Below are 11,700 nucleotides of genomic sequence, written 5' to 3'. Positions count from 1 at the left end.
TTCCCGTAAACCTCAGCCGTCCTCGCGATTCGGGTTCTCGGTCCGGAAGAAGTTGCTCTGCCGGCCGTCCCGCATCTGCTCCTGGTAGATCAGGTTCAGCCCGCGCGAGTCGAACGTCCGGAACCAGTCGTCCCAGCTCACCTCGCGGATCCGGCTGCTCTCCCGGTATCCGGGGATGTTGAACGTCAGCACCCCGGGACGGTCGCCCCGCTCCGTGCCGGCGATGGTGGCCGGCTTGGCGTTGCGCGCCCGGGCCCACCGCTGGATGACCTCGTGGTTGGTCGTCACCAAACTCCGCCCCGGACGTTCCGGACGGTCGTCCAGCGACATGATCTGCTGGGACGAACCCACCGACCGGGAGGCGGACCGGCCGCTCCGGACCTGGGTGGCCGTCGCGGCCGTGGCCCGTGCCAGGGCCGGCCCGGGAACGGTGGCCGCCTTCTTCGTCGGCGCCGCCTTCGCCCGGGTGCCCGCGGCCTTCCTCGTCGGCGCCGCCTTCGCCCGGACGCCCGCGGCCTTCCTCGCCGGCGCCGCCTTCGCGGTCTTCTTCGCGGGCGCGGTCTTCGCGGCCTTCTTCGCGGGCGCGGCCTTCGCCCGGGCGGCCGCCGTCTTCTTCGCCGGGGCCGCCTTGGCCCGCCCGGCCGCCGCCTTCTTCGCCGGGGCCGCCTTCGCCCGGGCGCCGGTGGCCTTCGCGGACGGCGCGGCCTTGGCCCGCGACGGCGCGGTCCTGCGCGCCGCGGTCGTCTTCTTCGCCGCCGCCGTCTTCTTCGTCGCCGACGGCCGGCCGGCCGGGCCGGTGCTCTTCCGGGCCGCACCGCCCTGCTCGGACCGCAGCTTCCGGACCAGGGTCTTCACCAGGTCGGGCTTGCGCATGGCGGAGAGCCCGGAGACCCCGCGCCGGCGCAACTGGCCCCGGATGTCGTCGACCTTCATCCGCGAGATCTCGGATTCGGAGATGCCCGGCGTGTTCGCCGTCTGGTTGCCGGGCTGGCGTTTGGTTCTCGTCGCAGTCGTGCCGCGACTTGAGCTGTTGCGCTGAGCCATGGGACACGCTCCTCGACAGTCCGTCCTCGGCCCGCGGTGGGTCCCGATTCGCCGCACCGCGCGGTGCGGCATACCCCTCAGGACGGGTCCGAACCTCCAGCGGCCGACCCGGCCGGGGTCGAGGGCTCGAAGAGGTGGGCGAACGCCGCCAGGTTGGCCGTCGACTCGCCCCGCTTGACCCGCCACTCCCACTCGCGGCGGATCGCGGTGCCGAAGCCGATCTCCAGCATGCTGTCGAACGACTCGTCGGCGTAGGTCAGCACGGACCCGAGGAGGCGGTCCAGCTCGTCGGAGTCCACCCCGGCCAGGTTGACCCGCCCGGTCAGGTAGACGTCACCGACGGCGTCGATGGAGAACGACACCCCGTACATCCGGGCGTTGCGCTGGAGCAGCCAGGCCCAGAGTTCCTCGCGACGCTCGTCGGGCTGGCGCATCACGAACGCCTCGACCCGCAGCGCGTGCTCGCCCACGATGAGGTTGCAGATCGTCTTGAGCTTGTGCGTCCCCGGCAGGGTCACCGCGTACGACGTCTCGCCGGTGGACTCCCACTCCAGCTCGCGCTCCGCGCACACGGCCTCGATCAGCGCGGCGACCTCACTCCTGCGGCTCATCGCACCCACTTTACGGCCGCCCACCGGAGGCCGCCGGGCCACGGGCGCTCACCAGGAGCAGGTGAGCGCGGGGTCACCGAGCCGGCGGGCCAGCCGGGCACGGTGGTCGGCGATCGCCTCGCCGTAGACGGTGAGCAGGCCGGAGGCGGTGCGGTGCCAGGAGAAGGCGCGGGCGTGCCGCTCGGCGCCCCGGCCCAGGGCGGCCCGGCGCAGCCGCTCGGGCAGCAGGCGGGCCAGCGCACGGGCCCAGTCGACCGGGTCGTGGCCGTCGATGAGCACCCCGCTGACCCCGTCGCGGACCGCGGTGACCAGCCCGCCCACGGCGGCGGCCAGCACCGGCGTGCCGCACGCCTGGGCCTCCAGCGCGACCAGCCCGAACGACTCGTTGTACGAGGGCACCGCGACCAGGTCGGCCGCGCGGTAGAGGGCGGGCAGGTCGTCGCCGGTCTGCGGCGGGAGGAACCGGACCCGGTCGGCGACGCCGAGCGAACCGGCCAGCTCGATGAGGGCGGTGGGGCGGTCCAGCCCGCTGCCGCTCGGGCCGCCGCAGATCACCACGGTCACCTCGTCGGCCAGCGCGGGCTCCCGCTCGCGCAGCGCGGCGACCGCCCGGATCAGCACGTCCGGAGCCTTGAGCGGCTGGATCCGGCCCACGAAGGCCACCACGTAGCCGCTGGTCGGCAGGCCGAGGCGGTGGCGGGCCGCCAGGACCGCCGCGTCCCGGTCGCCGGGGGCCGGGCGGAACCGGTCCAGGTCCACACCGGGCTCCACCACGGCGACCCGGGCGGGCAAGGCGCCGTACCGGTCGATGAGGTCGCGGGCCTCGACGCGGGTGTTGGCGACCAGCCGGTCGGACTCGGCGACCACCTGCTCCTCGCCGATGACGCGCGCCTTGGGCTCGGGCCGGTCCCCGACGGCGAGCTGGGCGTTCTTGACCTTCGCGAGGGTGTGCGCGGTGTGCACCAGCGGCACGCCCCAGCGCTCCTTGGCCAGCCAGCCCACCTGACCGGAGAGCCAGTAGTGCGAGTGGATCAGGTCGTAGTGGCCCGGCGGGCGGGCGGCCTCGGCGCGGAGCACTCCGGCCGTGAAGGCGCAGAGCTGGCCGGGCAGCTCCTCCTTGGTCAGCCCTTCAAGGGGGCCGGCGGTGACATGCCGGACGCTCACCCCGGGCGCCGTCTCGACCACCGGGGGCAGGTCACCGGAGGTGGCCCGGGTGAAGATCTCCACCTCGACGTCGGCCTCGGCGAGCCGCCGGGCGACCTCCAGGATGTAGACGTTCATGCCGCCGGCATCGCCCGTACCGGGCTGGTGCAGCGGCGAGGTGTGGACGGAGAGGGTGGCGATCCGGCGCGGCCGGGGCCACGGCAGGGCACCTCGCTGACGACCGACACCGGTGTGCACATCCGCCACGTCCGCTCCCTCTGTCACGGTTGATGCCGTCCCGCACGACCGGCGCTTCTCGGTCAACCTCCGCGCCGGGTGTCATCTTCCCCATCGGGCTTCGGAAATGCGTCCCGGCGGGTCCCGGGCGTGACGGACCTCATCACCGCGCGGAGCGGGGCGGCGGGTGAGAATGACCGGATGACCTCAGTCGCGATCGTCACCGGGGCGTCCAGCGGGATCGGCGCGGCCACCGCCCGCCGCCTGGCCGCCGAGGGTTTCCACGTGCTCGCCGCCGCGCGGCGTACCGACCGGCTGGCCGGCCTGGTCGCGGAGATCGAGGCGGCCGGCGGCGCGGCCACCGCGGTGGAGTGCGACGTGACCTCGGACGAGTCGGTCGCCGGCCTGGCCGCCGCGGCCGCCGCCGCGCCCGGCCCGGTCACCCTGCTCGTCAACAACGCGGGCGGGGCGCGCGGCCTGGACCCGGTGGAGTCCGCCGACGTGGGCGACTGGCAGTGGATGTACGACGTCAACGTGCTCGGCACGCTCCGCGTCACCAAGGCACTGCTGCCCGCGCTGGAGTCCTCCGGCGCGGGCACCGTCGTGATCGTCGGCTCCACCGCCGGGCACGTCGTCTACGAGGGCGGCGGCGGCTACACGGCGGCCAAGCACGCGCAGACCGCGATCGCGGGCACGCTCCGGCTGGAGCTGTGCGGCCGGCCGGTGCGGGTGATCGAGATCGACCCGGGCATGGTGAAGACCGAGGAGTTCGGCCTGGTCCGGTTCGGCGGCGACACCGACCGGGCCGCCGCGGTCTACGCCGGGGTGGCCGAGCCGCTGGTCGCCGAGGACGTGGCCGACTGCGTCGCCTGGTGCGCCACCCGGCCGCACCACGTCAACATCGACCAGCTCGTGGTCCGCCCGCTGGCTCAGGCCGCCCAGCACAAGGTGCACCGGGTCTAGTGTGAAGCGCGAGGAGTGAGCCGATCTTGCGAGCCCCGCAGTCGCGAACGGGGAGGCACTGATGGCCCGGCCGCTCGGGGTGGTCACCCGGGGCACGACGAATCCGAACCGGCTCCGGCGGGTGGACAACTGGATCGTCGCCACCTGCGGGGACGCGCTGCGCGCCGCCGCCGACCCGCTCGTGGTCGACCTGGGCTACGGCGCCACCCCGGTCACCGCCGTCGAGCTTCGGGCCCGGCTCGCGGCCGCGGTCCGCGCCGACGTGCGGGTGGTCGGGCTGGAGATCGATCCGGTACGCGTGGCCGCCGCCCAGCCGGCCGCCGACCCGCCCGGGCTCACCTTCGCCCGGGGCGGCTTCGAGCTGGCCGGGCTGCGCCCCGCCCTGGTCCGCGCGTTCAACGTGCTGCGCCAGTACGACGAGGGCGAGGTGGCCGAGGCCTGGCGTACGGTCACCGGGCGGCTCGCCCCGGGCGGGCTGCTGGTCGAGGGAACCTGCGACGAGCTGGGGCGGCTCGGCGCCTGGGTGCTGCTCGACGCCACCGGCCCGCGCACGCTGACCCTGGCCGCGAAGCTCACCACCCTGGCCGGCCCGGCCCAGCTGGCCGAGCGGCTGCCCAAGGCGCTCATCCACCGCAACGTCCCCGGCGAGCCGGTCCACGACCTGATCCAGGCCCTGGAGAGCGCCTGGCAGTCCACCGCCGGCTACGCCCCCTTCGGCCCCCGCGACCGCTGGACAAGAACCATCGCCGCCGTCAAGGCGGCAGGCTGGCCCGTCCTGAACCGCCCGAACCGCTGGCGCCGAGGCGAAGTAACCCTCCCCTGGCCGACGATCGCCCCCACCTGACACCCCGCCCACCCGCGGTGATCATGAAGTTATCGCCATTTCTTGCCCGATTTGTCGCCGCTAACTTCATGATCACCGAGGCGGGTGGGGGTGGGGGCGGGGCGGGGGGGTCAGATGGTGCAGTTGATCAGGACGGGTTCGGGGTGGAGGGGGACGCCGAAGCGGGTTTGGACGCCGTCGCGGATTTCGCGGGCCAGGGCGACCAGGGCGGCCGTGCTGGCGGTGCCGGTGTGGTTCGTGAGGGCCAGGGTGTGCTTGGTGGAGATGGCCACGCCCTCGGGGCCGGTGTACCCCTTGCCGAAGCCGGCCTTGTCGATCAGCCAGGCGGCGCTCACCTTGACCGTGTCTCCCGGGCACGGCCAGTTCGGCGGTTCGCCCAGGTCGGCGGCGCGCTCCCGGAGCAGCTCGTACGCCTCCCGCTCCAGCACGGGGTTGGTGAAGAAGGAGCCCACCGACCAGGTGTCCGGGTCCTCCGCGTCGAGCACCATGCCCTTGCCGGCGCGCAGCCGCCGCACGGTGGCCCGGGCGTCGGCCAGCGGCACCCGGTCGCCCACCTCGACGCCGAGCGCGCGGGCCAGCTCCGCGTAGCGCACCGGGCCGGAGAGCGGGGAGCGGGTGAGCCGGAAGTCGACCGAGAGCACCACCCAGCGGTCGCTGTACTTGAAGATGCTGCCCCGGTAGGCGAACCCGCAGTCCGCCGCCGCGATCCGGACCACCCTTCCCTCGGTCCGGTCGTACGCCTCCACGGCCACGATCGTCTCGGCGACCTCCTGGCCGTACGCGCCGACGTTCTGGATCGGGGTGGCGCCGGCGGACCCGGGGATGCCGGACAGGCACTCCAGGCCCGACCAGCCGCGCTCGACGGTGGCGGCGACCAGGTCGTCCCAGGGCTCGCCGGCCTCGACCCGTACGGTGACCGTGTCGGCGTCCTCGGCGACCACCCGGAACCCCCGGGAGCGGATGAGCACGACGGTGCCGGGGAAGCCCTGGTCGCCGATCACCACGTTGCTGCCGCCGGCCAGCAGGAGGACGGCCTGCTCCCGCGCCTCCGCCTCGCGCACCTGCCGGACGATGTCGTCGGCGCTGGTGGCGACCTCCAGCCGCCCGGCGGGGCCGCCGAGGCGCAGCGTCGTGTAGCGCGCCAGGGTGGCGGGGTCGGTCGGGTCGGCTCCGGTCGTCGGTTCGGCGTAGACGTCTGACACGCCTTTCACCCTAGGCTGAGGGGTAGCCGCGGCACCCACTGGTGGCCCGGTCACCCCCGGGAGGATGGCGATGAGCAGACTGCACGGCACGAAGGACTTCTGGATCGGCGCGTTGCGGACGGAGGGTCCCGCCTTCGCCGCCGCCGTCGCGGAGGCGCCCCCCGAGACACCGGTGCTGTCCTGTCCCGGCTGGACGGTCTCCGACCTCGCCCACCACCTCACCAGGGTCTACGTGTGGGCCCGCACGGTGGTGACCGCCGGGACGGCCAGCCGCCCGGAGCGGCACCACCCGGAGCCGCCGGCCGGCCTGACCCCGGCCCAGTGGTACGGGCAGGAGTACGAGCGGCTGCTCACGCTCTTCGAGGCGCTGGACCCGGAGGCCCCGGCCTGGAACTTCGCTCCGCAGCCGAAGAAGGCGGCCTTCTGGCCGCGCCGGATGGCGCACGAGACGGCGGTGCACCGCTGGGACGCCCAGCTCGCCATCGGCGCGGGTGAGCCGATCGAGGCCAAGCTCGCGGCCGACGGGGTGAGCGAGGTGCTGGACACCTGGCTGCCGGCGGGCCGGCGGATCCAGCCCGGCCAGTGGCACGGGGTGGTCCAGTTGACCGCCACCGACGCCGCCCAGGAGTGGTATCTGCGGCTGCGCGGCGAGGGGATGGCCCTGCTGGACACCGCGACGATCCTCGACCACGACGACCACCACGCCCGCGCGCAGGTCACCGGCACCGCCAGCGACCTGCTGCTGGCGGTGATGGGCCGGATCAGCTTCGACGCCCTCGGGGTGGCCGGCGACCGCCGCCTGCTCGACGGGCTGCGGGTGGGCTGACCCGCCGGAGGGTCTTCCGGGAGATCAGGCGGAGAGCGGCGTTTCCCATCGGAGCGCCACTCTCCGCCTTTTTCGGGACGCTCTGAGAGCGCTCTCTTGACAGCGTCGGGGGCAACCACCACCCTGTCGTGAGAGCGCTCTCTCAGTACCGGAACCACCCGCCACCACCCGATACACCTAGAGGGGTCAGATAAGAGATGGTCACCTTCACGCGTCGCCGCCTGGCCGCGGTGGCCCTGGTCGCCGCCACCGCGCTGCTGGGCGCCACCGCCTGCGGGGGCGCTGACGACGAGGCCGCCGCCGACGGCCCGGTCACGCTCACCGTCGACGTCTTCGGCCAGTTCGGCTACGACGAGCTCTACAAGGAGTACATGGCCAGCCACCCCAACGTGAAGATCGTTGAGCGGGGCACCGGCAGCAACCTGGACGAGTACTCGCCGAAGCTCACCCAGTGGCTCGCCGCGGGCAAGGGCGCGGGCGACATCGTCGCCATCGAGGAGGGGCTGCTGGTCGAGTACAAGGCCAACCCGCAGAACTTCGTCAACCTGCTCGACCACGGCGCCGCCGACCTGAAGGGCAACTTCCTGGACTGGAAGTGGAACCAGGGGCTCACCGCCGACGGCAAGCAGCTCATCGGCCTCGGCACCGACGTCGGCGGCATGGCCATGTGCTACCGCAAGGACCTGTTCGCCAAGGCCGGCCTGCCCACCGACCGGGAGGCGGTCTCGAAGCTCTGGCCCACCTGGGCGGACTACATCAAGGTCGGCGAGCAGTTCAAGGCGAAGAACACCGGCGCCTCGTTCCTCGACGCGGCGACCAACACGTTCAACACCATCCTGCTCCAGACCGCCGGCAACACGACCGGCTACAGCTACTACGACACCGGCAACAACCTGGTCGTCGACAGCAACCCGGCGGTCAGGCAGGCGTACGACACCACCATGGACATCATCGACTCGGGCCTGTCCGGCAAGTACGGGTCGTGGTCGGAGGAGTGGGTCTCCGCGTTCAAGCAGTCGAAGTTCGCCACCATCGCCTGCCCGGCGTGGATGACCGGCGTCATCGAGGGCAACGCCGGTCCGGGCGCCAAGGGCAAGTGGGACATCGCCCAGGTCCCCGGCAACGGCGGCAACTGGGGCGGCTCCTTCCTCGCCGTGCCGAAGCAGGGCAAGCACCAGGCCGAGGCGATCGAGCTGGCGAAGTTCCTGACCAGCGCCAAGGGCCAGATCGGCGCGTTCAAGCTCAAGGGCCCGCTGCCCTCGTCGCCGCAGGCGCTGGCGGACCCGGCCATCGTCGACTCGACGAACGCGTACTTCTCGGCGGCCCCCGTCGGCAAGATCTTCGCCGAGGGCGCCAAGAGCCTGAAGCCGGTCTACATGGGCCCGAAGAACCAGGCCGTCCGCACCGAGGTGGAGAACGCCGTCCGCACCGTGGAGCTGGGCAAGCGCAGCCCGGAGCAGGGCTGGACCGACGCGGTCGGGAACGCCAAGAAGGCCGCTGCCAAGTAACCCGAGCCAGACGTGCGGGCGGTCCCCGGTGACGGGTGCCGCCCGCACGGCGGAAAGGAGTCCCGGGCCATGGCAGTCCAGCTCGACGCCCGCCCGCCGGTCAAGCCGGCGCACCGTGTCCCCCGCCCCTCCCGGGGCGTCCGGCTCAGCCGGTTCGACACGAAGTACTCGCCCTACCTGTACGTCGCCCCGTTCTTCCTGCTCTTCGGGGTCTTCGGGATCTACCCGCTGGTCTACACCTTCTGGGTCTCGCTGCACGACTGGGACCTGCTCGGCGCCGAGCACCCGTTCGTCGGCCTGGACAACTACAGCCAGCTGCTGGGCGACCCCGACTTCTGGCACTCGGTGGTCAACACCCTCGGCATCTTCGTCATCTCCACGGTCCCGCAGCTGCTGCTGGCGCTCTGGCTGGCCAACCTGCTCAACCGGCAGCTCCGGGCACGAACCGCCTGGCGGATGGCGGTGCTGATCCCGAACGTCACCTCGACCGCCGCCGTGGCGATCGTCTTCGCGGTGCTCTTCGGCCGCGAGTTCGGCATGATCAACTGGCTGCTCGACCACGTCGGTGTCGACGCGATCGACTGGAAGGCCAACCGGCTCGCCTCCTGGGTGGCCATCTCCACGATGGTCGACTGGCGATGGACCGGCTACAACGCGCTGATCTTCCTGGCCGCGATGCAGGCCATCCCGCGCGACCTCTACGAGTCCGCCTCGATCGACGGGGCAGGCCGGTCCCGGCAGTTCTGGTCGATCACCGTCCCGCTGCTCAAGCCGACGATCATCTTCGCGGTCATCATCTCCACCATCGGCGGCCTCCAGCTCTTCACCGAGCCCCGGCTGTTCAACTCGGGCACCAACGCGATCCGCGGCGGCCCGCTGCGCGAGTCGCAGACCGTGACCATGTACATGTTCGAGAACGCCTTCGCGCCGCACTACAACTTCGGCTACGGCTCGGCGATCGCCTGGCTGCTCTTCGCGCTCATCGCGGTGGTCGCGGCCATCAACGTCCTGCTCCTCCGCCGGCTCGGCGGCGGCGCGCGCAAGGAGGACTCCTGATGACCCGCCTCTGGTCGGCCGGCCGGCTCACCTACCTGGCGCTGGGCGTCACGGCCCTGATGTCGATCTTCCCGATCTACTGGATGTTCGTGGTGGCCAGCCGGACCAGCGACGCCATGGGCCAGGTCCCGCCCCCGCTCACCCCGGGCGGCAACCTGGGCGCCAACATCGCCCGGCTGTTCGACAACACCGACGCGTACTTCCTCACCGGCCTCATCAACTCGGCGATCGTGGCCGGCACGGTCACCGTCTCCGTGGTCTTCTTCTCCACCCTGGCCGGGTTCGCCTTCGCCAAGCTGCGCTTCCACGGGCGCAACGCGCTGCTGCTGGTCATCGTGGCCACCATGATGGTGCCCACCCAGCTCGGCGTGATCCCGCTCTACATGCTGATGACCAAGCTGAACTGGAACGACCGGCTGCCCGCGGTCATCGTGCCGGCCCTGGTCACCGGCTTCGGCGTGTTCATGATGCGCCAGTACGCCGGCCAGGCGGTCAGCACCGAACTGATCGAGGCCGCCCGGATGGACGGCTGCAACACCGCGCGGATCTACTGGAACGTGGTGCTGCCCGCGCTGCGCCCGGCCGCCGCCGTGCTCGGCCTGCTCACCTTCATGACCACCTGGAACGACTTCCTGTGGCCGTACGCGGTGCTCAACGACCCGGAGAACCCGACCGTGCAACTGTCGCTGCGGGCCCTGTCCGACGGCTACTACCAGGACATGTCGCAGGTGTTCACGGGCACGGCCATCGCCACCCTGCCGCTGCTGCTGGTGTTCGTCGTGTTCGGCCGCCAGATCATCGGCGGGATCATGGAAGGTGCGGTGAAGGCGTGAGCGCGAGGAGTGAGCCGGTTCTGCGAGCCCCGCAGTCGCGAACGAACGGCAACCCAGCGACGGAGCTGCGGTTCCCCGAGGGCTTCGTCTGGGGGGCGGCCACCGCCGCGTACCAGATCGAGGGCGCGGTCGCCGAGGACGGGCGCGCCGCGTCCATCTGGGACACCTTCAGCCGTACGCCCGGAAAGGTGTTCCAGGGGCACACCGGCGACGTGGCCTGCGACCACTACCACCGGTACGCCGACGACGTGGCACTCATGGCGGACCTGGGGCTGCGGGCGTACCGCTTCTCGGTCGCCTGGCCCCGGATCCGGCCCGACGGCACCGGCCCGGTCAACCCGCGCGGCCTCGACTTCTACGACCGGCTCGTGGACGCCCTGCTGGACCGGGGCATCGACCCGATCGTCACGCTCTACCACTGGGACCTGCCGCAGGCGCTGGAGGACCGGGGCGGCTGGACCGCGCGGGAGACCACCGAGCACTTCGCCGACTACGCCCTCGCCGTGCACCAGCGCCTCGGCGACCGGGTCCGCACCTGGACCACGCTCAACGAGCCGTGGTGCTCGGCGTACCTCGGCTACGGCAACGGGGTGCACGCGCCCGGCGGGCGGGACGCGGGGGCGGCCTTCCGGGCCGTACACCATCTGCTGCTCGGCCACGGCCTGGCGGCCCGGGCGCTGCGCGCGGCCGGCGCGGAGGTCGTCGGGATCACCCTCAACCTGGCCGACGTGCAGCCGGCCGACGCCGGCAGCGCGGCCGACGCCGCCGCGGTGCGGCTGGTCGACGGCCTCCAGAACCGGATCTTCCTGGACCCGCTGACCGGCGCCGGCTACCCGGACGACGTGCTGGCCCACGTCGGCCGGATCGTCGAGCCGGACTTCGTCCGCGACGGGGACGAGAAGGTGATCGCCGCGCCGCTCGACCTGCTCGGGCTCAACTACTACGCGCCCACCTACGTGGCCGGCCGGGCGGGCGGGGCCGGGAGCAGCGCGTACCCGGGCACCGAGGGCGGCGTCGAGTTCCTGCCGCCGGTCGGGCCGCTCACCGACATGGGCTGGATGATCGAGCCGGCCGGTCTCACCCGGCTGCTGGAGCGGGTGGCCGCCGACTACCCGGGCCTACCGTTGATCATCACGGAGAACGGCGGGGCCTTCCCGGACCGGAACACCGAGGGGACCGGCTCGGTGGCGGACACCGACCGGGTCGCCTACCTCGACGGGCACCTGCGCGCCGTGCACGAGGCCCTCGCCCGCGGCGTCGACCTGCGCGGTTATCTCGTATGGTCGTTGCTGGACAACTTCGAATGGGCCGAGGGCTACCGGAAGCGGTTCGGGATCGTCCACGTCGACTACCTGACCCAGCGGCGCACACCGAAGGAAAGTGCCCGTTGGTACCAGGAGGTGATCTCCCGGAACGGGCTGTGACGAGGTGGT

At 72.5% G+C, this 11,700-nt stretch carries 11 protein-coding genes; 7 read left to right on the top strand and 4 right to left on the bottom strand.

Translation table 11 applies throughout. The features are described from left to right. Window positions 1-12: 12 nt before the first annotated feature. From NLX85_RS33400 to mshA, 3 genes are all read right to left on the bottom strand, one after another. The gene (locus NLX85_RS33400) at window positions 13-1,044 is read right to left on the bottom strand and encodes a hypothetical protein (protein WP_308210711.1); all 1,032 of its coding nucleotides are present in this window, start codon (window positions 1,042-1,044) and stop codon (window positions 13-15) included. Between the two features lie 77 nt (window positions 1,045-1,121). Further along, window positions 1,122-1,655: a YbjN domain-containing protein gene (locus NLX85_RS11380; protein WP_189198226.1), complete on the bottom strand. Its 534-nt coding sequence runs from the start codon at window positions 1,653-1,655 to the stop codon at window positions 1,122-1,124. Window positions 1,656-1,703: 48 nt separating this feature from the next. Further along, entirely contained in the window at window positions 1,704-3,065 is a 1,362-nt protein-coding gene (mshA, locus tag NLX85_RS11375) for a D-inositol-3-phosphate glycosyltransferase (protein WP_254334353.1), read from the bottom strand. 171 nt (window positions 3,066-3,236) lie between these two features. Between mshA and NLX85_RS11370 the strand changes: the two genes are divergently transcribed. Beyond that, complete coding sequence (locus tag NLX85_RS11370; RefSeq protein ID WP_254334352.1) at window positions 3,237-3,998, top strand: SDR family NAD(P)-dependent oxidoreductase; 762 nt, start codon at window positions 3,237-3,239, stop codon at window positions 3,996-3,998. 61 nt (window positions 3,999-4,059) lie between these two features. Further along, window positions 4,060-4,842: a class I SAM-dependent methyltransferase gene (locus NLX85_RS11365; RefSeq protein ID WP_254334351.1), complete on the top strand. Its 783-nt coding sequence runs from the start codon at window positions 4,060-4,062 to the stop codon at window positions 4,840-4,842. A gap of 110 nt (window positions 4,843-4,952) precedes the next feature. Here NLX85_RS11365 and NLX85_RS11360 read toward each other — a convergent pair whose 3' ends face one another. After that, window positions 4,953-6,044 carry a UDP-N-acetylmuramate dehydrogenase gene (locus tag NLX85_RS11360; protein ID WP_308210710.1) on the bottom strand — a complete coding sequence of 364 codons (1,092 nt, stop codon included), beginning with the start codon at window positions 6,042-6,044 and terminating at the stop codon, window positions 4,953-4,955. A gap of 70 nt (window positions 6,045-6,114) precedes the next feature. On the opposite strand from NLX85_RS11360, the gene NLX85_RS11355 reads away from it, so the two are divergent. The 5 genes from NLX85_RS11355 to NLX85_RS11335 all read left to right on the top strand — a co-directional run bounded on the left by NLX85_RS11355 (window position 6,115) and on the right by NLX85_RS11335 (window position 11,691). Then, the gene (locus NLX85_RS11355; protein WP_254334350.1) at window positions 6,115-6,870 is read left to right on the top strand and encodes a maleylpyruvate isomerase family mycothiol-dependent enzyme; all 756 of its coding nucleotides are present in this window, start codon (window positions 6,115-6,117) and stop codon (window positions 6,868-6,870) included. Between the two features lie 197 nt (window positions 6,871-7,067). Next, window positions 7,068-8,378, top strand: a complete 1,311-nt coding sequence (locus NLX85_RS11350; RefSeq protein WP_254334349.1) for an ABC transporter substrate-binding protein — start codon at window positions 7,068-7,070, stop codon at window positions 8,376-8,378. Window positions 8,379-8,447: 69 nt separating this feature from the next. Then, window positions 8,448-9,434, top strand: coding sequence for a carbohydrate ABC transporter permease (locus NLX85_RS11345; RefSeq protein WP_254334348.1), 987 nt, complete (start codon window positions 8,448-8,450; stop codon window positions 9,432-9,434). Next, window positions 9,434-10,267 (top strand): carbohydrate ABC transporter permease, encoded by an 834-nt coding sequence (locus NLX85_RS11340; RefSeq protein WP_254334347.1) that lies wholly within the window; start codon window positions 9,434-9,436, stop codon window positions 10,265-10,267. Before NLX85_RS11345 ends, NLX85_RS11340 begins: the two co-directional genes overlap by 1 nt. A 20-nt stretch (window positions 10,268-10,287) precedes the next feature. Further along, window positions 10,288-11,691, top strand: a complete 1,404-nt coding sequence (locus tag NLX85_RS11335; RefSeq protein ID WP_254335523.1) for a GH1 family beta-glucosidase — start codon at window positions 10,288-10,290, stop codon at window positions 11,689-11,691. Window positions 11,692-11,700 lie beyond the last annotated feature (9 nt).

The sequence above is a fragment of the Micromonospora sp. A3M-1-15 genome (assembly GCF_024213425.1).
Lineage (GTDB): Bacteria > Actinomycetota > Actinomycetes > Mycobacteriales > Micromonosporaceae > Micromonospora > Micromonospora chersina.
Note: the sequence above shows the minus strand (reverse complement) of the source record. Positions and strands in the feature narration are given on the sequence as shown.

What these genes read in the sequence shown, in the direction of transcription:
- NLX85_RS33400 (WP_308210711.1), bottom strand. Translation starts at nt 1,044, where the DNA reads ATGGCTCAGCGCAACAGCTCAAGTCGCGGCACGACTGCGACGAGAACC.
- NLX85_RS11380 (WP_189198226.1), bottom strand. Translation starts at nt 1,655, where the DNA reads ATGAGCCGCAGGAGTGAGGTCGCCGCGCTGATCGAGGCCGTGTGCGCG.
- NLX85_RS11370 (WP_254334352.1), top strand. Translation starts at nt 3,237, where the DNA reads ATGACCTCAGTCGCGATCGTCACCGGGGCGTCCAGCGGGATCGGCGCG.
- NLX85_RS11365 (WP_254334351.1), top strand. Translation starts at nt 4,060, where the DNA reads ATGGCCCGGCCGCTCGGGGTGGTCACCCGGGGCACGACGAATCCGAAC.
- NLX85_RS11355 (WP_254334350.1), top strand. Translation starts at nt 6,115, where the DNA reads ATGAGCAGACTGCACGGCACGAAGGACTTCTGGATCGGCGCGTTGCGG.
- NLX85_RS11350 (WP_254334349.1), top strand. Translation starts at nt 7,068, where the DNA reads ATGGTCACCTTCACGCGTCGCCGCCTGGCCGCGGTGGCCCTGGTCGCC.
- NLX85_RS11345 (WP_254334348.1), top strand. Translation starts at nt 8,448, where the DNA reads ATGGCAGTCCAGCTCGACGCCCGCCCGCCGGTCAAGCCGGCGCACCGT.
- NLX85_RS11340 (WP_254334347.1), top strand. Translation starts at nt 9,434, where the DNA reads ATGACCCGCCTCTGGTCGGCCGGCCGGCTCACCTACCTGGCGCTGGGC.